The sequence below is a fragment of the Micromonospora sp. CA-111912 genome, assembly GCF_050948415.1.
Classification (GTDB): domain Bacteria; phylum Actinomycetota; class Actinomycetes; order Mycobacteriales; family Micromonosporaceae; genus Micromonospora.
Genome location: NZ_CP192007.1, coordinates 6,900,799 through 6,922,500, shown reverse-complemented (window position 1 = coordinate 6,922,500; position 21,702 = coordinate 6,900,799). Strand labels below are relative to the sequence as shown.

At 70.7% G+C, this 21,702-nt stretch carries 17 protein-coding genes, 1 tRNA gene and 2 rRNA genes (1 of these 20 only partly in view); 11 read left to right on the top strand and 9 right to left on the bottom strand.

Translation table 11 applies throughout. The features are described 5' to 3' along the window. The 3 genes from ACQPZO_RS29600 to ACQPZO_RS29590 form a co-directional block, all read left to right on the top strand. A 23S ribosomal RNA gene (locus ACQPZO_RS29600) occupies positions 1 to 1,993 on the top strand (it extends 1,115 nt beyond the left edge of the window). 85 nt (positions 1,994 to 2,078) lie between these two features. Next, positions 2,079 to 2,195: ribosomal RNA gene (gene rrf / locus ACQPZO_RS29595) — 5S ribosomal RNA — on the top strand. Positions 2,196 to 2,447: 252 nt separating this feature from the next. Beyond that, positions 2,448 to 3,074: an NADPH-dependent F420 reductase gene (locus ACQPZO_RS29590; RefSeq protein ID WP_433345389.1), complete on the top strand. Its 627-nt coding sequence runs from the start codon at positions 2,448 to 2,450 to the stop codon at positions 3,072 to 3,074. A 93-nt stretch (positions 3,075 to 3,167) separates the two neighbouring features. Here ACQPZO_RS29590 and ACQPZO_RS29585 read toward each other — a convergent pair whose 3' ends face one another. Then, complete coding sequence (locus ACQPZO_RS29585; RefSeq protein ID WP_433345386.1) at positions 3,168 to 4,982, bottom strand: VanW family protein; 1,815 nt, start codon at positions 4,980 to 4,982, stop codon at positions 3,168 to 3,170. 705 nt (positions 4,983 to 5,687) lie between these two features. On the opposite strand from ACQPZO_RS29585, the gene ACQPZO_RS29580 reads away from it, so the two are divergent. Together ACQPZO_RS29580 and ACQPZO_RS29575 are read left to right on the top strand one after the other, a co-directional pair. Then, a complete protein-coding gene (locus tag ACQPZO_RS29580; RefSeq protein WP_433351340.1) occupies positions 5,688 to 6,230 on the top strand; it encodes a DUF6230 family protein in 543 nt (180 codons plus the stop codon). 78 nt (positions 6,231 to 6,308) lie between these two features. Next, complete coding sequence (locus tag ACQPZO_RS29575) at positions 6,309 to 7,940, top strand: DUF6114 domain-containing protein (protein ID WP_433345384.1); 1,632 nt, start codon at positions 6,309 to 6,311, stop codon at positions 7,938 to 7,940. 105 nt (positions 7,941 to 8,045) lie between these two features. On the opposite strand, the gene ACQPZO_RS29570 is transcribed toward ACQPZO_RS29575, so the two are convergent. Together ACQPZO_RS29570 and ACQPZO_RS29565 are read right to left on the bottom strand one after the other, a co-directional pair. Beyond that, positions 8,046 to 9,716: a DUF885 domain-containing protein gene (locus ACQPZO_RS29570; protein ID WP_433345382.1), complete on the bottom strand. Its 1,671-nt coding sequence runs from the start codon at positions 9,714 to 9,716 to the stop codon at positions 8,046 to 8,048. 52 nt (positions 9,717 to 9,768) lie between these two features. Next, entirely contained in the window at positions 9,769 to 10,368 is a 600-nt protein-coding gene (locus ACQPZO_RS29565; protein ID WP_433345380.1) for a Uma2 family endonuclease, read from the bottom strand. 116 nt (positions 10,369 to 10,484) lie between these two features. Here ACQPZO_RS29565 and ACQPZO_RS29560 point away from each other — a divergent pair, with 116 nt between their 5' ends. Continuing rightward, positions 10,485 to 11,552 carry a DMT family transporter gene (locus ACQPZO_RS29560; RefSeq protein ID WP_433345378.1) on the top strand — a complete coding sequence of 356 codons (1,068 nt, stop codon included), beginning with the start codon at positions 10,485 to 10,487 and terminating at the stop codon, positions 11,550 to 11,552. On the opposite strand, the gene ACQPZO_RS29555 is transcribed toward ACQPZO_RS29560, so the two are convergent. The 3 genes from ACQPZO_RS29555 to ACQPZO_RS29545 all read right to left on the bottom strand — a co-directional run bounded on the left by ACQPZO_RS29555 (position 11,553) and on the right by ACQPZO_RS29545 (position 16,585). After that, positions 11,553 to 12,617 (bottom strand): PHP domain-containing protein, encoded by a 1,065-nt coding sequence (locus ACQPZO_RS29555; RefSeq protein WP_433345376.1) that lies wholly within the window; start codon positions 12,615 to 12,617, stop codon positions 11,553 to 11,555. Positions 12,618 to 12,687: 70 nt separating this feature from the next. After that, positions 12,688 to 15,591: a glycosyl hydrolase gene (locus ACQPZO_RS29550; RefSeq protein WP_433345374.1), complete on the bottom strand. Its 2,904-nt coding sequence runs from the start codon at positions 15,589 to 15,591 to the stop codon at positions 12,688 to 12,690. Positions 15,592 to 15,799: 208 nt separating this feature from the next. Further along, positions 15,800 to 16,585, bottom strand: a complete 786-nt coding sequence (locus ACQPZO_RS29545) for a M23 family metallopeptidase (RefSeq protein WP_433345372.1) — start codon at positions 16,583 to 16,585, stop codon at positions 15,800 to 15,802. A 136-nt stretch (positions 16,586 to 16,721) separates the two neighbouring features. On the opposite strand from ACQPZO_RS29545, the gene ACQPZO_RS29540 reads away from it, so the two are divergent. From ACQPZO_RS29540 to ACQPZO_RS29525, 4 genes are all read left to right on the top strand, one after another. Beyond that, complete coding sequence (locus ACQPZO_RS29540) at positions 16,722 to 17,111, top strand: hypothetical protein (protein WP_433345370.1); 390 nt, start codon at positions 16,722 to 16,724, stop codon at positions 17,109 to 17,111. A 139-nt stretch (positions 17,112 to 17,250) separates the two neighbouring features. Next, the gene (locus tag ACQPZO_RS29535) at positions 17,251 to 17,454 is read left to right on the top strand and encodes a hypothetical protein (protein ID WP_433345368.1); all 204 of its coding nucleotides are present in this window, start codon (positions 17,251 to 17,253) and stop codon (positions 17,452 to 17,454) included. A 129-nt stretch (positions 17,455 to 17,583) separates the two neighbouring features. Then, positions 17,584 to 18,114 (top strand): tRNA adenosine deaminase-associated protein, encoded by a 531-nt coding sequence (locus ACQPZO_RS29530; RefSeq protein WP_433345366.1) that lies wholly within the window; start codon positions 17,584 to 17,586, stop codon positions 18,112 to 18,114. Positions 18,115 to 18,325: 211 nt separating this feature from the next. Then, a complete protein-coding gene (locus ACQPZO_RS29525; RefSeq protein ID WP_433351338.1) occupies positions 18,326 to 18,832 on the top strand; it encodes a nucleoside deaminase in 507 nt (168 codons plus the stop codon). A gap of 131 nt (positions 18,833 to 18,963) precedes the next feature. Here the strand turns inward: ACQPZO_RS29525 and deoD are convergent, their stop codons facing one another. Next, a complete protein-coding gene (gene deoD, locus ACQPZO_RS29520) occupies positions 18,964 to 19,671 on the bottom strand; it encodes a purine-nucleoside phosphorylase (RefSeq protein ID WP_433345364.1) in 708 nt (235 codons plus the stop codon). 75 nt (positions 19,672 to 19,746) lie between these two features. On the opposite strand from deoD, the gene ACQPZO_RS29515 reads away from it, so the two are divergent. After that, positions 19,747 to 19,836: transfer RNA gene (locus tag ACQPZO_RS29515), tRNA-Ser, on the top strand. A gap of 121 nt (positions 19,837 to 19,957) precedes the next feature. On the opposite strand, the gene ACQPZO_RS29510 is transcribed toward ACQPZO_RS29515, so the two are convergent. Both ACQPZO_RS29510 and ACQPZO_RS29505 read right to left on the bottom strand, forming a co-directional pair. Continuing rightward, a complete protein-coding gene (locus ACQPZO_RS29510) occupies positions 19,958 to 20,749 on the bottom strand; it encodes an ABC transporter permease (RefSeq protein ID WP_433345362.1) in 792 nt (263 codons plus the stop codon). Next, on the bottom strand, positions 20,746 to 21,702 hold the full coding sequence (locus ACQPZO_RS29505; protein ID WP_433345360.1) for an ATP-binding cassette domain-containing protein: 957 nt from the start codon (positions 21,700 to 21,702) through the stop codon (positions 20,746 to 20,748). The genes ACQPZO_RS29510 and ACQPZO_RS29505 overlap by 4 nt, the downstream gene beginning before the upstream one ends.

The window sequence follows — 21,702 nt, the reverse complement described above, 5'->3', positions numbered from 1 at the left end:
TGTGGGGTCGCATAGACAACCAGGAGGTTGGCTTAGAAGCAGCCACCCTTTAAAGAGTGCGTAATAGCTCACTGGTCAAGTGGTTCCGCGCCGACAATGTAGCGGGGCTCAAGCACACCGCCGAAGCTGTGGCATTCACATTTTAACTTTGCTTGGACTTGATTCCTTGTGCAGGTGTGTGGATGGGTAGGGGAGCGTCGTGCCGGGGGTGAAGCAGCGGGGTGACCCAGTTGTGGACGCGGCACGAGTGAGAATGCAGGCATGAGTAGCGAAAGAAGGGTGAGAAACCCTTCCGCCGGATGACCAAGGGTTCCAGGGCCAGGCTAATCCGCCCTGGGTGAGTCGGGACCTAAGGCGAGGCCGAGAGGCGTAGTCGATGGACAACGGGTTGATATTCCCGTACCCGCGAAAGAGCGCCCATGATGAACCTTGTTGTGCTAACCGCGTGAACTGGCTGATGTCTTCGGATGGATGTTGGGGAGTGTGGGAACCTGGCGGGTAGTAGTCAAGCGATGGGGTGACGCAGGAAGGTAGCTGAGCCCGGCCGGTGGTTGTGCCGGGGTAAGCGTGTAGGCCGTGTTGTAGGCAAATCCGCAACACATTAAGGCTGAGACGTGATGCCGAGCCGATTCAGGTGAAGTCAGTGATCCTATGCTGCCGAGAAAAGCCTCTAGCGAGTTCTTAGCGGCCCGTACCCCAAACCGACACAGGTGGTCAGGTAGAGAATACCGAGGCGATCGGGCGAACTGTGGTTAAGGAACTCGGCAAATTGCCCCCGTAACTTAGGGAGAAGGGGGGCCGGAGACGTGAAGCCCCTTGCGGGTGGAGCGTTGTATGGCCGCAGAGAGCAGGGGGAAGCGACTGTTTACTAAAAACACAGGTCCATGCGAAGAAGTAATTCGATGTATATGGACTGACGCCTGCCCGGTGCTGGAACGTTAAGGGGACCTGTTAGCTCTTCGGGGCGAGGCGGAGAACTTAAGCGCCAGTAAACGGCGGTGGTAACTATAACCATCCTAAGGTAGCGAAATTCCTTGTCGGGTAAGTTCCGACCTGCACGAATGGCGTAACGACTTCCCCACTGTCTCAACCACAGGCCCGGCGAAATTGCATTACGAGTAAAGATGCTCGTTACGCGCGGCAGGACGGAAAGACCCCGGGACCTTTACTATAGCTTGACATTGGTATCCGAATTAGCTTGTGTAGGATAGGTGGGAGCCGGTGAAGTCCATACGCCAGTATGGGTGGAGGCAATCTTGAAATACCACTCTGGTTGATTTGGGTTTCTAACTTCGGGCCGTTATCCGGTTCAGGGACAGTGTCTGGTGGGTAGTTTAACTGGGGCGGTTGCCTCCTAAAAGGTAACGGAGGCGCCCAAAGGTTCCCTCAGCCTGGTTGGCAATCAGGTGTTGAGTGCAAGTACACAAGGGAGCTTGACTGTGAGACTGACAGGTCGAGCAGGGACGAAAGTCGGGACTAGTGATCCGGCACTTGCGAGTGGAAGCGGTGTCGCTCAACGGATAAAAGGTACCCCGGGGATAACAGGCTGATCTTCCCCAAGAGTCCATATCGACGGGATGGTTTGGCACCTCGATGTCGGCTCGTCGCATCCTGGGGCTGTAGCAGGTCCCAAGGGTTGGGCTGTTCGCCCATTAAAGCGGCACGCGAGCTGGGTTTAGAACGTCGTGAGACAGTTCGGTCCCTATCCGCCGTGCGCGTAGGATACTTGAGAAGGGCTGTCCCTAGTACGAGAGGACCGGGACGGACGAACCTCTGGTGTGCCAGTTGTCCCGCCAGGGGCACGGCTGGTTAGCTACGTTCGGAAGGGATAACCGCTGAAAGCATCTAAGCGGGAAGCCTGCTTCAAGATGAGGTATCCCACCCACTTTGGTGGGGTAAGGCCCCCAGCTAGACTACTGGGTTGATAGGCCGGAAATGTAAGCTCGGTAACGGGTTGAGTTGACCGGTACTAATAGGCCGAGGACTTGACTACTAAGCTGCTACGCGTCCACTGTGCAACTCTCGACAAATGAACAACAGACCAGTTGTTGTGGTGTTGTTTGATATGTCGATAGAGTTACGGCGGTCATGGCGGAGGGGAAACGCCCGGTTACATTCCGAACCCGGAAGCTAAGCCCTCCAGCGCCGATGGTACTGCACTCGTGAGGGTGTGGGAGAGTAGGACACCGCCGGACATCTTTCGGTCAGGGCCACCCCTTCGGGGGTGGCCCTGACGCGTTTCCGTGACCATTTCCGGGAACGCCTCCCGTCGGTGCCACCGGGCTCGGTAGCGTCGCTGAGGGACCCGCCGACGCGGCGTTCCCCGCGATCGTGGCCGGGAAACCGTACGTGGCGTATGCCTCCAGCACTCTTGGGACGCGCGGGTCGGGGTACCTGCCCACAGTTCGACCGGATCTGACCGCCGACAGGCGGAGGCAGGAGTGGTCATGAAGATCGGAATTATCGGGTCGGGGCACATCGGTGGCACCCTCACCCGTCGGCTGCGCGCCCTGGGTCACGACGTGACGGTGGCCAACTCACGCGGGCCGGCGTCCCTCACCGAGCTTGCCCAGGAGACGGGAGCGACCGCAGGGACCGTGGAGCAGGCCGTCGACCATGCCGACCTGGTGGTGATCGCGATTCCGCTGCTGGCGGTTCCGGCGCTGCCCGCGGAACTCTTCGAGGGCAAGGTCGTCGTCGACGCCGACAACTACTACGCGCAGCGGGACGGGGACATCGCCGAGCTGCTGGACCGCAGCCTCAGCTCCAGCCGGTGGACCGCCGAGCACCTCAAGGGCGCCCAGGTGGTTAAGGCGTTCAACAACATCCAGGCCCAGCACCTGCTGGAGAACGGTCACCCCGCCGGCTCGGCCGATCGGATCGCCCTGCCGGTGGCCGGCGACGACGCCGAGGCCAAGCGGATCGTGATGGAGCTGGTCGACGCCCTCGGCTTCGACCCGGTCGACGCCGGCACCCTCGACGAGAGCTGGCGGCAGCAGCCGGACACCCCTGTCTACGGCACGGACCTCGATGCGGCCGGCGTACGCCAGGGGCTGGCCGCAGCGCGGCCCTGAGCGACCGCCCGGGGTGACGTCCCACGTACCCGATGGAGAATGCCCCGCCGGCGTTGCCGGCGGGGCATTCGTGTGCTGGGGCCCGACGGGCGCTCAGTCGCCGGCCCGGCCGCAGACGTAGCGGGGCTCGGCCAGGTACCGCCAGGTGAACTTCTCCCGCTTGACCACCTTGCCGGCCTTCTTGATGATCCGGAAGGCATCCTGGGTGAAGCCGTCGATGCCGTTGCTGGAGATACACGACGGGCCGGCTTCCAGGTGGATCGTCTTCGGGCTGGTGATGCCCCGGCGGGGGCCGTACTCGGTCTTGACGCTGTCGTAGATCTTCGTGCTCCAGATCGCCACAGTCACCGAGCCGGCGGTGTGCGAGGTGTCGATGAGGACGCCGTACGGGGTGTTGTTGCGGAACTTGAAGTCGAGGTTCGGCCAGAAGATCGTCGACTCGATGACCGCCGGGTACCGGCTGAACCAGTACGAGTGCGGCTTGTGCTCGACGTCCTCCAGCCCGGCGTAGTAGGTCGCGTTGAACAGGGTGGTGGTGAACTGGGAGACGCCGCCGCCCACGCCGGGGACGAGCTTGCCGTCGAGGATCACCGGCGCGTCCTGGTACCCCTGGTCGTAGCCGCGCTCGCCGGTGTGGCCGTTGAGCGAGAACGTCTCGCCGGGCAGCACGACGGTGCCGTCGACCTCCTTGGCGACCTGGACGATGTTCTGGCTGCGGGGCGAGGAGAGTCCGCCGGTGAAGTGGGTGGTGAAGCGGGACACCCGCTCCTTGATGCCGAGGCCGGCCAGCTTCGCCGTGGTCACTTCCGGCTGGGTCTCCTTGAGCTGGCCGGTGACGGTGCGGTCGTCGGTGCGGGGCAGCACGGCGAGCAGGTCGCGGCTGAGTGCGGTCGCGTCGAGCTGCTGGCCGGGCCGGCCGTCGATCGGCGTCGGCTTGCCGCCGGTGACGGCCATCCGGGCGTCGCGGGGTTCCACCTCGATGGCGTCCAGCTTGCCGCCGAGGGCGGACCGTAGCCGCTTCACGTCGATGCGGGGGGTGAGCTTCCCGCTGTCGTCGGCGGTGAAGCGCAGGCCCCGGGCGATGGCGGTGGGCGGGATGGTGACCGCGCCCTTGGGCGTGCGGAGCGTCACCGGGGCGGCGACGGCGGGGCGGGCCAGCTCGGCGACGAGCCGGCTGACCTCCTCGTCGGTCGTCGCCGGCCGGGTCTCCACCAGCGGCACGGTCACCGGCTGGCCGGTGAGCCAGCCGTCCCGGACCGCCTGGGCCGAGCGCTGCGGGTCGAGTGTGAGGCCGGGTTTCGGGCGGACCGGCTTCGGGGTCGTACCGGTGAAGATGATCGCCGGCACGGTCCACTCGCGGGTCTGGTCGCCGGCGGCCTTGCGCAGGGCGGCGTCGAGCCGGGCGGCGTCGACGGTCACCACCGGCGCGACGGTGCGGGAGCCGACGAGGCGGCTCACCGGGTGGGCCCGTGCTCTGGCTGCCGCGTCGACGGTGGCCTCGACGTCCACCGTGAGCCCCACGTCGGCGGGCTTGACCTCGACGGTCCGTTCCCCGACGGTCATCCGTAGCGGGGCGGTGAGAGAGCTGGCCCGGTCCACTTCCGTGCGCAGGTCCCGGACCGCGTCGGTGCGGCTGCGTCCGCCGAGTTCGGTGCCGAGGACGCTGGTGCCGCGCGGAACGTCGCCGGCGTAGGCGTACGCGCCGGCACCGGCCACGGCGCCCAGGACCACCGTGGTGACGCCGACGGCAAGCAGGATCCGCAGTCGCCGGGAGCGGGGGCCCGGCCCGCCGCTGCCGGGGACGGTCGCCGCGCTGGGCTCCGGCTCGTCGTCCGGCCAGCTCACCGCAGTCACCTTGACGGTCGGCCGGTCATCGGCGGGCGGTCGTGTTTCGCCGTACAGAGTCACAGCAACCTCGATCGGTACGTACCACGCGGGGTGGCCCCCACCCGGAAGACACCTACGGTAACCAACGGCCGGGCGGAGCGGCAGTCTGCGCCCCGACCTCGTCCGCGCAGCGTGTCGACGCCAGCCGCACCGGGTGTGCGTCGCCGCCCCGGTGCCGGTTCGTTCCGGGCCAGGCGGCCGTTGCCGGGTGGGCGGGTGCTAGACGGACGAGCGGGTGCTGCCGTACGGGGGCGGATGGCTCGACCGGGCGGCCGCGCTGCGCGGGGACCCGGAGTGGGTCTCGGCGCGACCGGCGGAGCCGGTGGATCACTCGCAGCGGCTTTTCAGTCTCTCGTTACCAAAAAGTTACCGCCGGGTATCGCGACTACCCCACGTGAAGCATGGGGCGCGCCCTGCTGCGCTCTGCCCGATTTGCCCGGGTGGATTCACCGGCGGATGTTGACTCATGGTTATCGATGTCGATCTCTATATCGCGAGATGGTTACCGGTCAGTAGCATGGGTCTTGTGAGCCGGCTCCCTTCGCGGGAGCATCCAATCCGCAGCCCGCGCCGTCCGCCGGGCGCGGCGGACCGCGGCACCACCACACCGCAGCTTCCCCTCCCGAGCGGCCACCGCGCTCGGTGGGCTCCGTCCCAGGAGGACCCGTGAAGGATTCGGAAGACCGTCTGCCGCAGGGCGGCACCCGTTGGCGGCGCTTCGCCGCGATGATGGTGCCCGCGACCGCCGTCGCCGGCGCCATCGTCTTCGGCATGGCCAACGGCGCGATCGCGGCGTCGTTCGCCGTCTCCGGCCAGACCTTCAAGGTCGGGGCCTCGAAGCTGGAGGGCGACGGCTTCAAGCAGTACGGCGGGTTCGTCAGGGAGCAGGACGGCACCGCCCATCCGGTGGCCGTCTCCGAGATCACCAGCGCCGAGCTCTACGACCTCTGTCAGTCGATGAAGGTGCCGGACATGCCGATCGTGCTCACCATCAACGCCGGGGGCGGGGGAAAGCCGGCGACCGCCAAGGGCCTGCTGATCGACATGGACTCCCTCGGTGGCGACGCCACCTTCGAGAACATCAAGATCGGCCGGGACGCCACCGACCTTAATTCCGGGGCCGCCCCAAAGTCCTTCGGGCAGAGCGCCGACCACGTCACGATCATCGGGGTCGAGCAGGTGACCCGCTCCACCAGCGCCGCGATCTTCACCCTCAACGGGCTGAAGCTGAAGGTCAACATGGGCAAGGACGCCAAGGAGTGCTTCTGAGCCGCCCCCGACCGTGGAGGGTGTCGTCCACGGGCCTCGGTCCTGCCCCGTGACCAGCGAACACCGCCAGGAGGAGTAGTGACGACCGCCAACCCGCAGCACGCCCGGTCGGGCAGGCTCAGTCAAGCGTGGCGCGGCTTCCGCCGCTGGCGACGGAGCCGACCCTTCTGGGGCGGGCTGTTCACCGCGCTGGCCGGGGTGGAGATCTTCTTCACCACCCAGATGGGCCTCAGCGACCTCACCTTCCAGACGGGGCCGACCGGCTTCCTGTCCTGGCTGATCCCGGTCATCCTGGTGGCCTGCGGGATGCTGATGTGGTTCACCCCGCAACAGCGGATGTTCTACGCGATCGTCGGCGCGGTCACCGCCGTCTTCTCGCTCATCGGGGTCAACCTCGGCGGCTTCTTCGTCGGCCTGCTGTTCGGCATGGTCGGCAGCGCCCTCGGCTTCGCCTGGGTGCCGTACCGCCGGCCGGCCACCGCCACCGCACCGGCCGAGCCGGAGCCGGCCGCCCGGCCGGACGACAGTGAGCGCGACGGCGAACCGGCGCTCGTCGACGAGCTGATACCCCGATCGGAGCCGGGCGAGGACGTCGCCGGCCCGCTCACCGACACCCGGCCCCGAAACCCGCTGCGCGAGCCGTCGCCCGCCGCCCGGGACCACGACAGCACCCAGCTGCTGCCGCCGGTCGGCTCGGTCGGCCCGTACCAGGACTCGAAGCTGCTCGCGATCACCCTGGTGCTGCTCAGCGTCTCGGCCGTCGGGGCGCTCGCGCTGCCCGACCACAGCCCCGTGCAGGCCGCGTCGGCCATGCTCTGCCCCACCCCGTCCCGCACGAGCGCGAGCCCGACCGCCGTGAGTCCGTCGGTGTCCGACCCGGCCGGCGAGAGCCCCACCCCCACCCCGAGCCCGAGCCCGAGTCCCATCCCGGGGAGGACATCGGGCGGCAACCTGATCACCGACAGCACCGATGGCATCGGTGACCTGCTCACCGGCGGCGACGACGCGCCGGCGGCCGGCGGGACCGGGGCCGCCGGGGCGACGGAGGGCCCTGGGGCGACGGCGCGAACCACCCCTGCGGCGACCGTCACCCCGACCCGCAGGCCGGCCTCGTCGGCCGAGCCCACGCCGGGCGCCTCGGCCGGCACCGGCGAGCCCACCCCGGGCGCCTCGGCCAGCACCGGCACGCCCACCCCGGACGGCCCCGGGTGCGCCACCCCGAAGCCCACCGATCCGGGCGAGGTGAAGCCCGGCAAACCGCTGCCCCGGGTCGCGGCCGAGCCCGGCCAGCCCCGGGTGGCGGCGGAGCCGTCGAAGCTCACCGGCTCAAAGGTCACCATGACCGGGCTGCGGTTCGAGGGGATCGTCGAGCTGGACACCGTCGCGGGCAAGCTCAGGACGCTCAAGTTCAGCATGGACAAGGCCGTCACAGACGACTTCCTGCTCCAGGCCGGCGGCCCTGGCGGGAGGACCATGCGGTACGCCACCGACCGGCTGACCGTCCAGGGCGACGTGGCCTTCTACGCCACCCGGTTCGTCGGGCGACTGCTCGACATCAAGATCACCCTCGCCCCGGACCTGCCGTTCCCGGACGGCATCCCGATCACCTCGCCGATTCCGATCACCTTCACCGACCCGGTCATCGACCTGGCGTACGTCGACAGCGACGTCCTGACCGCGAAGCCGGCACTCAAGCTCAGCCTGGCCTGACCCGGCCACCCGCCGGACGGGGACCAGCGGCCACGCTGGCCCCGGGATATCGCGCGGCGGCCGGGAGCCAGGGGTCCGCCCCTGCTCCCGGCCGCCGTCGTCGCCTCAGATCCGGGCCAGCGCCCGGCGTAGCGGGTCGAGCCCCAGCGCCCCGAGGTCCAGCGCCTGCCGGTGGAACTCCTTGAGGTCGAAGTCGGCGCCCTTGCGGGCCTTCGCGTCCTCGCGGGCCTGGAGCCAGATCCGCTCGCCCACCTTGTACGAGGGGGCCTGCCCCGGCCAGCCGAGGTAGCGGTTCAGCTCGAAGCGCAGGTTCTCGTCCGGCACCCGGCAGTGCGCCCGCATGAATTCCCAGCCCAGTGCCGGGGTCCACCGCTCCCCGGGGTGGAAGCCGAACGGGTTGTCCTTCGGAATCTCCAGCTCCAGGTGCATGCCGATGTCGACGATCACCCGGGCGGCCCGGAACGCCTGCCCGTCGAGCATGCCGAGCTTGTCGCCCGGGTCATCCAGGTAGCCCAGCTCGTCCATCAGCTGCTCCGAGTAGAGCGCCCAGCCCTCGCCGTGCCCGGAAACCCAGCAGAGCAGCCGCTGCCAGCGGTTGAGCAGGCCGGCCCGCACGGCGGTCTGCCCGATCTGGAGATGGTGGCCCGGGACGCCCTCGTGGTAGACCGTGGTCACCTCGCGCCAGGTGGAGAAGTCGGTGATTCCCTGCGGCACCGCCCACCACATCCGCCCGGGGCGGGAGAAGTCCTCGCTCGGGCCGGTGTAGTAGATCGCTCCGTCGCTGGTCGGGGCGAGGCAGCACTCGATGCGGCGGACCTGCTCCGGGATGTCGAAGTGGGTGCCGTGCAGCTCGCTGACCGCCTTGTCGGCAAGGGCCTGCATCCAGTCCCGGAACGCCTCCTTGCCCTGGATCGTGCGGGCCGGGTCGGCGTCCAGCGCGGCCACCGCCTCGTCGACGGTCGCGCCCGGCCCGACGATCCGGCCGGACACCGTCCGCATCTCGGACTCCAGCCGGGCCAGCTCGGCGAACCCCCAGGCGTACGTCTCGTCGAGGTCGACCCTCGCGCCGAGGAAGTACTGCGAGGCCAGCTCGTACCGCTCCCGGCCGGCGGCCTGCTTGTCCCGCCCGAACGGGGCCAGCTCGTCGCGGAGGAACTGGCCGAACCCGGCGGTGGCCGCGGTGGCCGCCGCCGCGCCCCGGCGCAGCTCCGCGCCGAGCGTGCCGTCCGCGCCGAGCCGCTCGACCAGGCCGTGGAAGAAGTTGTCGCCGTCCGGATCCGTCCAGACGTCGCACTGCTTCGCGACCTCGACGAGCTGGGTCTTCGAGCTGACCTTCCCGGACGAGGCCGCCTCACGCAGCGTCGTCTTGTAGCCCTCCAGGGCGCCGGCGAACCGGTTGAGCCGGGCGGCGATGTCGGCCTGCGCGTCGGCGCTCCCGGTCGGCATCAGGTCGAACACCATGCGGAGTTCGTGCAGGCCGCTGGCGATGACGTTGACCTCGCTGGTCGTCTCGCCGGTGTCGTATCGGGCGAGGTCCAGGCCGAGGCGCTCCTGCATGGCCTCCTTGGCCGTCCGCTCCGACTCCGACTCGGGTTCGGTGACGTCGAGATCGGCGAGGGTGCGCCGGGTCAGGTCGGCCCGGGCCGCGTAGCCCTCCGGCGACAGGTCGTCCAGTTGATCGTCGTGTCCGGCGATGCCGACATAGGTCGCGCCGGTCGGGCTCAGCGGAGCCCAGTCTGCGACGTACCGGTCGGCGAGGTCATCAATTCGTCCCACGGCTGCGACCCTACGCGACCACGCCGCCGCCCTGCCGACCTGTTTGGCGTGTTCAGGGCAGCAGCTCGGCCGGGTCGAAGTCGATCGGGAACGGACCCTCGGCCCGCAGCCGCTCTCCGCTGACCGCCCGCGCGACGGTGTCGTAGCCACCGAGCTTGCCGAGGGCGAACAGCTCGACCGCCGCGTGCCGCAGCCGGCGGGAGATCTCGACCCGCATGAAGTGCGGCACCCCACCCTCCGCGCACCGGCGCGGCTTGTCGACGAAGTCCTGCCGGCGGCTGCCCGGCGAGACGAACTCGACGGCCATCGTGCACAGATGGACCGGGATCCACCGGTCCTCCTCGTCGGTCTTCGGCAGGTCGTGCAGCACCGTGACGTCCGGCTGGATCCAGCGCTGCGGCGCGAAGGTCAGGTTCACCTGGCCGTAGACGTAGAAGCCGGCGGCCCGGGCCGCCGGCTTCAGGAGGTGGGCGAGCTCGATCTCGCCGTAACTGTTCGTGCCGACCTCAGCGGGCGTCATGACCAACCTTCCGTCGATGCACTCGTACCGCGCATCGGGCAGCTCCGGCAGCGGGAGGTAACGCTCCGCGAGCTGGGTCGTCCAGATCCCGTCGAGGTCGACGAGCGGGTCGAAACGCATCGGCATCGCCATCGGGGGCACCTCCTCGGCTGGTCAACGCACCACCACTCTAGGTGGTTTCTGTGGCCCGGGACACGACGGCCGAAAAGAGCGGGACTTCGTCGTACGGCTCCGGCAGAGTGTCAGGAGTGACACCGGACATCACCCCTGACAGGTCGGCGCTGCGCAGCTGGCTGCCGGGCTTCCTCGCCCTCGCCGCGATCTGGGGCTCCAGCTTCCTGTTCATCAAGGTCGGCATCCGGGAGCTGCACCCGCTGCACCTCACCCTCTACCGGGTCGCCGCCGGGGCGTTGACCCTGCTCGTCGTGCTCCCGCTGCTGCGCGACCGGCTGCCCCGGGAGCCCCGGGTGTGGGCCCACCTCTTCGTGGCCGCCGCCCTCGGCGTGGCCCTGCCGTTCACCCTCTTCGGGTACGGCGAGCAGCGGGTCGAGTCGATGCTCGCCGGGATCTGGAACGCCACCACGCCGCTGGTCGTGCTGCCGCTGGCGGTGCTGGTGTTCCGCACCGAGCGGTTGACCCCGCGCAGCGCGGTCGGGCTGGGGCTGGGCTTCGCCGGGGTGCTCGTGGTGCTGGGCGTCTGGGAGGGCGTCGGCGGGGCGCACTTCACCGGCCAGCTCATGTGCCTCGGCGCGGCGGCCTGCTACGGCTTCGCCATCCCGTACCAGAAGCGGTTCATCGCGGGCAGTTCCCACTCCGGTCTGTCGCTGTCGGCGGCCCAGCTTCTGCTGGCGACCGCCCAGCTCGCCGTGGTGGGGCCGCTGGTGGCGGGGGCGCCGCCGATGCCCACCGGCCTCTCGGCCGAGGTGCTCGTCAGCGTGCTCGCCCTGGGCGCGCTCGGCACCGGGCTCGCCTTCGTGATCAACCTGCGCAACATCCGGGTCGCCGGGGCGAGCACCGCCTCCACGGTGACCTACCTGATTCCGATCTTCGCGGTGCTGATCGGGGCGTTGGCGCTCGGCGAGCGGCTGAACTGGCACCAGCCGGTCGGCGCGCTGGTCGTGCTGGCCGGGGTAGCGGTGACGCAGGGCCTGCTCGGCCGGCGCAGACGGCCGGCGGGGGCTCCCGGCCCGACCGGGGCTCCTCCCGGCCCGGTGGCGGTCGGGAAGACTGCCGCCCCCGCGGTCGACGGGCGGGCCACCCCGGCCGCCGACGGGGGCGGCCGGGGTGCGCCGGCGACCGGGCCCGCCGTCGGCTGATCAGCCCCGGGCCCACTCCACCAGGCGGTCCGCCGGCCAGGTGTTGACCACCCGGTCGGCGGGGACGCCGCACAGCGCCGCCCGCTCGCAGCCGAACCGCTGCCAGTCGAGCTGCCCCGGGGCGTGGGCGTCGGTGTTGATCGCAAACCGGCAGCCGGCCTCCAGGGCCCGGCGGATCAGCCGCTTCGGCGGGTCCTGCCGCTCGGGGCGGGAGTTGATCTCGACGGCGACGTCGTGCTCGGCGCAGGCGGCGAAGACGGCGTCCGCGTCGAAGTCGCTCTCGGCCCGGGTACGCGGCCGGTGCGCCCGGTCGCCCGGCCCCTTCACCCCGGCGGGCCGGGAGGAGACCATCCGGCCGGTGCAGTGGCCGAGGATGTCCAGGTGCGGGTCGGCGATCGCGGCCAGCATCCGCCGGGTCATCCTGCCCCGCTCGTCGCTCAGCCCGCTGTGCACCGAGCCGACCACCACGTCGAGGCGGGCCAGTAGTTCCTCGTCCTGGTCCAGCGAGCCGTCGGCGAGGATATCCACCTCGATCCCGGTGAGGATGCGGAACCCCTCGGGCAGTGCCGCGTTGACCGCCGCCACGTGGTCGAGTTGCTTGCGCAGCCGGTCCGCGGTCAGCCCCCGCGCCACCTTCAGGCGGGGGGAATGGTCGGTCAGCACGACGTACTCGTGGCCCAGCTCGACCGCCGCGAGCGCCATCTCCTCGATCGGCGAGCCGCCGTCAGACCAGTCGGAGTGGGTGTGGCAGTCGCCGCGCAGCGCCGTGCGCAGCGCGGTGGCCGCGGCGTCCAGGTCGGTGCCCTCCGTGGCGACCAGTCGGCGCAGGTAGACCGGCTCCTCGCCGGCCAGCGACTCGGCGACGCAGCGCGCGGTGACGTCGCCGACCCCGGCCAGGTCGGTGAGCGTCCCGGCGCGGGCCCGCTCGGCGGCCTCCTGCGCCGGCAGCGCGGCCAGGACCTTCGCCGCCGACCGGAACGCCCGGACCCGGTACGTCGCCTCGTTGGCCCGTTCCAGCAGGAAGGCGATGCGGCGGAGGTCGGCGACGGGGTCCCGGGCGGTCATGCCCTGCAACCTACGCGCCCGCGCCGCCGGTCGGGGACGACCGGCGGCGCGGGGATGGTGGTGCGTCGGGTCAGGAGTACGGCAGCTTCACGATCGACTGGTTGCCGAGTCCGAGGGTGGTGGGGTTGTTGCCGATCGCCGACCAGACCTCCACCCTGACCGTGCCGCCGGTCAGGTTGCCGAGCGTCCCGCTGCTGGAGGCCAACCCGGCGGCCTGGGTGTAGTGCTCGTACCCGGCGACCGGGTCGGTGGCGAAGTAGCGGTACGTCTCCACCCGGTCCCAACTCCCGTTGCCGGTCAGGTCGTAGGAGACCCGCACCTGCACCCCGTTGCCGACTGCGGCGCCGGCGTCGAGGAACAGGTCGAACGACGTCTGCCCACCGGCGTACCCGAAGTTGAGGCCGGTCGCGGTGAACACCCGGGCGTTGGTCGGGGTGCCGTCGTGGTTGCCGTTCGCCGCCGCCACCGTCGTGGTGGCCGCGCTGCCGACCGCCCCGAGGCCGCCGCCGGTGAGCAGGTACCGCGTCGACGAGCCGGCCGGCGGCGGGGTGGTGGTGGGGGTCGGGGTCGGCGACGGGCCGGTGGGGGTCGGGGTCGGTGACGGCCCCGGGCCGCCGCCGGTCGCGTTGCCGCCGCTCCAGGTGTACGCCCCGGTGGTGGCCGTCTTCCCGGCCGCCACCGCGAGCGTGGTCCCGTCGGAGAACCGGACGGTGATCGGCGCCGCGGTGATGTTCGACGCCACGTACGTCCGTGCCCCGTTGCGGATGAAGACGCCGCTCAGCGGGTGGTTCGCGCTGACCGTGGTGTCGACGGTGCCGAGCGCGGCGAGGTTGCGGATCCAGTGGAAGGTGTGCGCCCGGCTCTCGCCCTCCTCCGGCGTGTAGCCGGGGTTCGCCCGCAGGCTCGACAGCGCCGCGTTGCCGTCGCCGAGCGCCTGGAACTGCCAGAGGATGTCCTGCCACACCGTCGGCTGCCCGCCGTTGTTGCGGACAAGTTCCGCCCAGTTGGTCCGGACGTACGCCGGGTCGTAGCCGAGGTAGAGGTGGCCGCCGGTGACCGGCAGCAGGTTGATGCCCTGGATCATCTCCGGCTCGGCGCTGAACCAGGTCGAGTACGCCCCGCCGTCGCCCCACACCATGCCGACCGTGGAGTGCCCGAAGGCGGCCGGGAAGTTCTCGTTGGCGTGGTCGAACCAGTACTCCTGGATCGTCGCCGCCTGGGTGGTGTAGAGGAAGATGCCGGCGTCGCGGACGGCGGTGTCGCCGGTGGCCTGGCCCCACTGGATCAGGGCGTTGGCGAAGTTCATCCCCTCCGACGAGGACTCCTGGTTGTTGCCGGCGCCGAACGAGCCGTGCCCGGAGGCCCAGTCGTGGCCGGCGTAGATGTCGAAGTCCCGCAGGTACGGGAACCGGGTGTCGTTGCGGTCGTAGTTGTCGGCGTCCCGGATGAGCAGGTCCACCATGCCGCCGTAGCGGGCGTCGGTGGCCCACTGCGGGTCGTACTTGGCCAGGGTGGCCGCCGCGGCGATGAAGTAGCCGTAGTGGAAGTGGTGGTCGTTGAGCTCCTGGTCGGACCCGTACGACGCCGGGTAGCCGATCAGGGTGCCCCAGTTCTGGTCGTAGTAGAAGACCTTCGCGGCCTTGCCGGGCGAGGCGGTGAACCAGTCGGTGAGGGTGGCCCGGATGGCGTTCAGCGCGCTGTCCCGGGTGGCGGTGTCGTTGACCAGGTCGGCAACCTCGGCGATCCGGGCGGCCCGGCCGAGGCCCTTGCCGGTCCAGTACGTGTCCCCGCCGCGCTGGTCCATCGGGTTGCCCCGGACGGCGGCGAGCTGGTCGCGCAGCGTGGTCAGGTCGGCGCCGGAGCCGTCGCCGACGGCGGGCAGCTCGGGCAGCACCCCCTGGAAGGTCATCGCGGTGCGGAACTGGCTGACGCCGGTGAGCACCTTCATCCGGCCCCGGGCCGACGGGTAGCTCTGGGTGATCGGGGTGGACCCGGTCAGCGCCTTCCACTGGTGCGGGTAGAGGCTCACCACGGTCTGGGTGGCGGTGCCCTCCCGGGCCGTGGTGGTGAACGCGTACGTGGTGGTCATCCGGCTGCTCGCCTGGTCGTAGGCGTACGAGACCCGGGTGCCAGTGACGTGGGCGTGCGCGTACCGGCCGTAGGAGGCGGCCAGGTCGGCGCGCTCCTGCGCGGTGCTGCTCGCGGTGGTGGGCAGCAGGGCGAGGGAGAAGTAGCCCTTGCCGGCCAGCGTGGACGAGATCCGGCCGCCGCTGACCGTCCAGCTCGCCCCGGTCGGGGCGTATCCGACGTAGTCGTGGCCGGCGACGGTGAAGCCGATGGTGGCGCCGCTGTTCGACCAGACGGTCGGGGTGCTGTTGGCGCTGACCACCGCGTCGCCGCCGGTGGTCTGGAAGTACGCGAGCGGCAGCCCGTGGCCGATGGTGGCGCGCATGGTCCGGGCCCCATCGCTCCAGTACGGAGTGACGGTCCAGTCGGTCCAGTTGGCCACCTTCACGGTCGGCGCGGCCAGCCCGGCCACCCCGACGCGGATGTCCTGCACGTACGGGTAGTGGAACTCGCCGACGCCGGTGGCGGTGCCGCTGATCGCCGGGGTGGAGTTGGCGGAGAAGCCCAGCCCGTCGGTGAACGTGTCGTAGGAGAGCGGGTGGGCGTGCAGCGGCTCGCTGTAGGCGCAGTCGGTGCGCTTGAACAGCAGCGACGACCACCAGTCGTTGGTGGGCACGGCACCGGCGGGCGCGTCGGCGGTGACGAACTGCCGGGGGTTGGTGGAGAGCTGGCCGCACCCGGAGGGCAACGGGCCGACCGGGGTGGTGGTGTAGCTGCCCGCGCCGACCGGGGCGGCCTCGGCGGGGGCGGTGTTGGCGGCGACGGCGAGGCCGCCGGCGACGAGGGCGAGGACGGTGGTCGAGGCGAGGGCCCAGAGGCGGTGGCGGTGTGGTGCGGGAGGTGTCACGGGTGCCTCCATCGCGCGGGGACGCCGGACCGGCCGGCGGCGGCGTTTGGTGGTAATCGGGAGGTTCGTCTTCTGTGAGAGCGCTCTCTCACGAAAGGACGTTAACCGCTTGCCGAGACATGCGTCAATGTGTCGGACCGGTTAAGCCGTGATGTCGCGATTGGCCGAGGGTCGGGTCCGCTCCCAGCGGGCGGCCCGTCCGGGCCGGTCAGCCGGCTTCGCCGCCGGCCGTCGGGGCCTTCGGGCAGCCGTGCTTGCGCCGCCACGCGCCCACCTCGGCGGCCGGCTCCCGGTTGCCGTCCCGCCGCCACGAGTCGAGGTAACGGGCCGGCCAGACCACCCCGCGCCGGATCCACCAGTCGCCCCGGCCCGTGCAGGCAGGCGAGATGCCGAAGTGCACGTGGCAGACGTTGTTCGCGTTGCCCGTCCGCCCCACCCTGCCGACCTGCTGGCCGGCCCGCACCCGGTCCCCCACGTCGATCCCCGCGGTGATCGCGCTGAGGTGCGAGCCGTAGTAGCGCACCCCGTCGTCACCCAGCAGCGACACCGACAGGCCCCCGTTGTTCGGCCCCAGCGGTCCCCGCCGGTCGAACCGGTCCACCCGGCTGACCTCGAGAATCGTCCCGTCGGTCACCGCCACCACCGGCTCGCCGCAGTCGGCGAAGATGTCCGTGCCCGGGTACGCGGAGTGGGTCGGGTGGTAGTCGACGTTGCTTGCGCGCACCGGAAAGACGTGCCGCAGGCCGGCCCGGGTCGGCGACGCCGACGCCGACGCCCGGGCGGCCGTCGGTGCCGGCGAGGCCGTCGGTGCCGGCGAGGCCGTCGGCGTGGCCGGCTGACCGGCGGTGGCCGGGGCCGTCGGCCCGACCCACCCGCCGCTGTTCGGCGCGGCGGACGGCGGCGCCGAGCAGCCGGCGGCCAGCACCGGCGCGAGCAGCAGCAGGACCGGGTACGCCACACGCGCGCGGCGCCGGCGCGAGAAGCGCGAGGACATCCGCTCATCCTGACAGAACGGTTACGGTTGGGCCGGTACGGTCCGGGGCGCCGCCGGCACCCGTCCCGCGCGCCGGCCGGACCGCCCGGGCTGGCCGACCGCCCGGTGCGGGAGCGCCGGCTCGGAAGGAGTGACGGTGACGACGTGGCAGCCTGCCCTCCCGACCCACCCGGAACCGGGGCGTCCCGGTTCGCGTACCCCCTCGGGGCTCTTCCCCTCCGTGCCGCCGGCCCGGCCGACCTGGCGCGAACCGCACCCCGTCACCGGGGCGGGCGTCGCCTCCGGCGGCGCGCTCGCCGCCGCCTGGCTGGTGCTGTTCGGCCTGCTCGGCCGCGACGTCCCCGGATACGCCTGGTGGACCGTCCTCGCCGGCGGGCTGGCCTGGCTGGCCGCCCTGGCGCTCGTCCGGTTCGGCGACCGGGGGGTGGCCACCGGGGTCGCCATCGTCACCGCCGGAGGCTGGAGCGTCGCCGCCGCCGTGGTCGCCGTGCGCTGGGCGAGCGTCGGCGACTGGCCCCTGTGGTGAGACCGCAGCGGGCGGCGCGAGGTCGGTGACCGCACCCCGCCGCGCCACCACCAGCCCGGTGGCAGGCACCCGCCGGCCGGTCCGGCCGGGTCGGCCGAGCACCGATGGTGGTGGCCCGGCTACGCAGGGAAGTCCCGTCTTGACGTACCCGCTCCGACGGCGCACCCTCGGCGGTATGGCCTGGACCACCTCCCGCCCCGACCCCGAGCGGAGCCGCCGCCGCCTGCAGATCCTCGCCGAGCTGGCGGGGGCCCGGGCGGTACGCAGGCAGGACCGGCCGCAGCGCGCCCGCACCGAGCAGTTGCGGCAGCTGATCGCCACCCGGCGTCGCGTCGACGGCTGAGCCGGCACACCACACTTTCCACGGGATTGACCGGCCCTTCGGGGCGTTGACCGGTCGCCTGCCGATCCGACCGGTTACCGTGCACGCGTAACGAGTCGGCGAGTAGTGCCGAGGCTATTTGGGGGGACCGTGTCGTACTTCGCTGCCGCGGTGGTGCGCGACGAGGGCGGCTGGACGGCCGCCGAGGTGAACCTGCGCGGCGCCACCGACGTCGACGAGGTCGCCGACCGGCTGCGCGACGTCGAGCCGGACGCCGACCTGTCGCTGCTCTTCGTCGAGGCCGACGATGCCTACCTGGTCGTCCTGCGCCTCGACGAGGCCGAGGACCTGCGGGTCTTCGGCTCCGACTCCGCCTACGCCGAGGAGTCCCGGCTCGGCGCCCTGCTGGTCGGGGACCTCAAGGGGTCGGTCACCGACTTCGACGACACCGAGGAGCCCCGGTCGAATGCGACCGCAGGCGACGACGACAACGAGCAGCCGGCGGTCGACCCGGAGGCCGACCCGGTCGGCGACGCGGACCTCTTGGCCGACCTGGGCATCTCCGCGCAACGGCTGCTGGCCCTCTGCACGCACGAGGGGATGCTGCCGGCCGACGTCACCGCCGAGGTGTGCCAGATCCTCGGATGCGCGGACGAGGTCGAGGAGTTGCGTGGCGTCTGATCCGCCGCCCTCCACCGGCGGGGCCGGGCTGGCCGGCGGCGGGTCGGCAGCGACGGGTGCCGCCGAGCCGGCCGATGCGACCGACCCGGCGCTGGGGCCCGTGCGACCGGGCCAGCCGACCCCGGGCGCGGTCGGGCGGGTCGGCCCGGGCGCGGACGAGGGCCTGGCGGAGCTGGACGGGCCCGGCCGCCGGCAGCGGCATGAGCTGTGGATGCGCCGGGCGCTCCAGGTGGCCGTCACCGGCCCGGAACCGCTTGTCACTGGCCCGGAGCCTTCCGTCACCGGCCCGGAGTTTTCCGTCACTGGCCCGGATTTTTCCGTCATCGGCCCGGCAGTGGACGACGTGCCGGTGGGCGCCGTGGTCTACGGCCCGGACGGGACCGAGCTGGCAGCCGGGCGCAACGAGCGGGAGCTGACCGGGGATCCGACCGCGCACGCGGAGGTGCTGGCGCTGCGCCGGGCCGCCGAGCGCCTGGGCCGCTGGCGGCTCGACGACTGCACCCTGGTGGTGACCCTCGAACCGTGCACGATGTGTGCCGGGGCGATCGTGCTGGCCCGGATCCCGACCGTGGTCTTCGGGGCGTGGGAGCCCAAGACCGGGGCCGCCGGCTCGCTCTGGGACGTGCTGCGCGACCGCCGCCTCAACCACCGCCCCGAGGTGTACGGGGGAGTGCTGGAGGCCGAGAACTCCGCCGTCCTGCGAGCCTTCTTCCGCTGAGGCGCGGCCTCCGCCGGCGGCGTGGCCCGGGGATTGGGCAGGGTCGCGCTCGATCCCGGATGTGGTGGCCTCCGGGGCAACCGGACGCCACTGTTTCCCGGATCGAGCGCGACCCTGGGGTACGGGAGTGGTCAGGCGATGATGGTGTCCAGGCCGATCTCGACCATCTGGGAGAAGGTCTGCTCGCGCTCCTCCGCGGTGGTCTTCTCGCCGGTCTTGATGTGGTCGCTGACCGTGAGGATGGTCAGCGCCCGGGCCTTGAACCGGGCGGCGATCGTGTAGAGCGCCGCGGACTCCATCTCCACGGCCAGCACGCCGTAGTCGGCGAGCGTGTCGTACAGGTCGGGGCGGTCGGTGTAGAAGGCGTCCGCCGCGAGGATTGGGCCCACCCGCATGGCGACGCCGCGCCGCTCGGCCACCTCGACCGAGGTACGCAGCAGCCCGAAGTCGGCGACCGGGGCGTAGTCGATCAGCCCGTCGAAGCGCATCCGGTTCATGTTCGAGTCGGTGGAGGAGCCGATCGCCGCCACCACGTCCCGCAGTTGGAGGTCCTCGGCGAGCGCCCCGCAGGAGCCGACCCGGATCAGGGACTTAACGCCGTAGTCGTTGACCAGTTCGTGGGCGTAGATGGAGGCCGACGGCATGCCCATGCCGGAGCCCTGGACGGAGACCTCCACGCCGTTCCAGCGGCCGGTGAAGCCCAGCATGCCCCGAACCGTCGAGTAGCACTCGGCGCCCTCGAGGTAGGTCTCCGCGATCCATTTGGCCCGCAGCGGGTCACCCGGCATCAGGACCCGTTCGGCGATCTCTCCCGGCTTCGCGCCGATGTGCGTACTCATGGCAAAGATCCTGCCAGGCCGGTCCGGGCGATACCGGTTCGGCGTCCAGACCCGGCGTCCTGTACCCTTCTCGGCGGTGGCGTGTCCGAGTGGCCTAAGGAGCACGCCTCGAAAGCGTGTGAGGGTTTACGCCCTCCGCGGGTTCAAATCCCGCCGCCACCGCCATATAGCAGGGCGAAACGCCCGGCAGCTCCGCTCGGAGCCGCCGGGCGTTTCCTCGTCCGGTCTCAGTTGACTGAGCGGACCTGGTCATAACCGCGATGAGCCGAGCAGACCATTGTTCGATCTATCGGGTGGACTCGCGGTTGAACAGCTTCTTCGACCAGAGGTAGCCGCCGAGGGTGATGACGACGCACCAGCCGATGGCGATGACGGCGCTGTTCCCGATCGGGGTGCCCATCAGGAGACCGCGGATGGTCTCGATGAGCGGGGTGAACGGCTGGTACTCGGCGAACCAGCGCAGCGCGGTGGGCATCGAGTCGGTCGGGACGAACCCGCTGCCGAGGAACGGAAGCAGGATCAGCGGCATGCCGACGTTGCTCGACGACTCGACGGTCTTGCTGGCCAGACCGAATGCGACCGACAGCCAGATGAAGGCGAAGGCCATCATCACCAGGACGCTGGTGAGAGCGAGCCAGTCGCCGAGACCTGCCGACGGCCGGAAGCCGATGAGCAGTGCGACGCCGATGACCGCTGCGATGCTGAGCATCGTCTGGACGAGGCTGCCGACGACGTGTCCCGTCAGGACGGAAATGCGGGCGATGGCCATGGTGCGGAACCGGTCGACGATGCCCTCGGTCATGTCCATGGCGACCGAGATGGTGGTGCCCTGAACCGCGGCGGTGATCGTCATCAGGATGATCGCGGGGGTGACGTAGTTGACGTACTCCGCCCGTCCGCCGGAGGGGCCGCCGAGCCCGGCGCCGAGTGTGCCGCCGAGGACGTAGACGAACAGCAGCAGGAAGACGATCGGCATGCCGATGAGCATCAGCGTCATGGACGGATAGCGCACCATTCGCGTGAGGTTGCGGCGCAGCATCGTCGCCGAGTCGGTCAGTGCGTACGACATGGTGCTCATCGCGTTGCCACCTTTTCGTTCCTGGGGTTGCCGGTGAGGGCGAGGAAGACGTCGTCGAGGTCGGGGGTGTGCATGCTCAGCGAGTCGACCTCGACCGCGTTCTCGTCAAGCCGGTCGAGCAGGGCCTTCAGCGCACGGAGGCTGCCGTCGTGCGGCACCCGCAGGGCGAGCGCGTCGCTGTCGCGGGACGCCTGGCCCACGACGTGTACGGCGGACTCGAGGTCGCCGAGGCCGGCGAACCGCAGCAGGATGTGGCCGCCGGGGATGCGGCGCTTGAGTTCGTCCGCGGTGCCCTCGGCGACGATCTTGCCGTGGTCCAGTACCGCGATCCGGTCGGCGAGTTCGTCGGCCTCCTCCAGGTACTGCGTGGTGAGGAAGATGGTGACGCCACCGGCGACCAACTCCCGCACGATCTGCCACATGCCACGGCGGCTGCGCGGGTCCAGCCCGGTGGTCGGCTCGTCGAGGAAGATCACCTGCGGTGTGCCGACCAGGGTCATCGCGAGGTCGAGCCGCCTGCGCATGCCGCCGGAATAGGTCGCGGCCGGCTTTTTGGCCGCGTCGACCAGGTCGAACTGGTCGAGCAGTTCGGCGACCCTGCGCCTGCCCGCCGCCCGGCCCAGGTGGTGCAGGTCGGCCATCAGGGTCAGGTTCTCCTGGCCGGTCAGCAGGTTGTCGACCGCGGAGAACTGGCCGGTGACGCCGATCGCGGCGCGGACCGCGTCGGGCTCGGCGGCCAGGTCGTGGCCCGCGATTCGCGCGCTGCCCCCGTCGGCCTGGATCAGCGTGGACAAGATCTTGACCGTGGTGGTCTTGCCCGCTCCGTTCGCGCCGAGCAGCGAGAAGACGGTGCCCCGCGGGACGTTCAGGTCGATTCCGTCGAGCACGACGTGGTCGCCGAACGACCTGCGCAGTCCGGTCGCCGTGATCGCCGACTCCGTTGGCATGGTCAT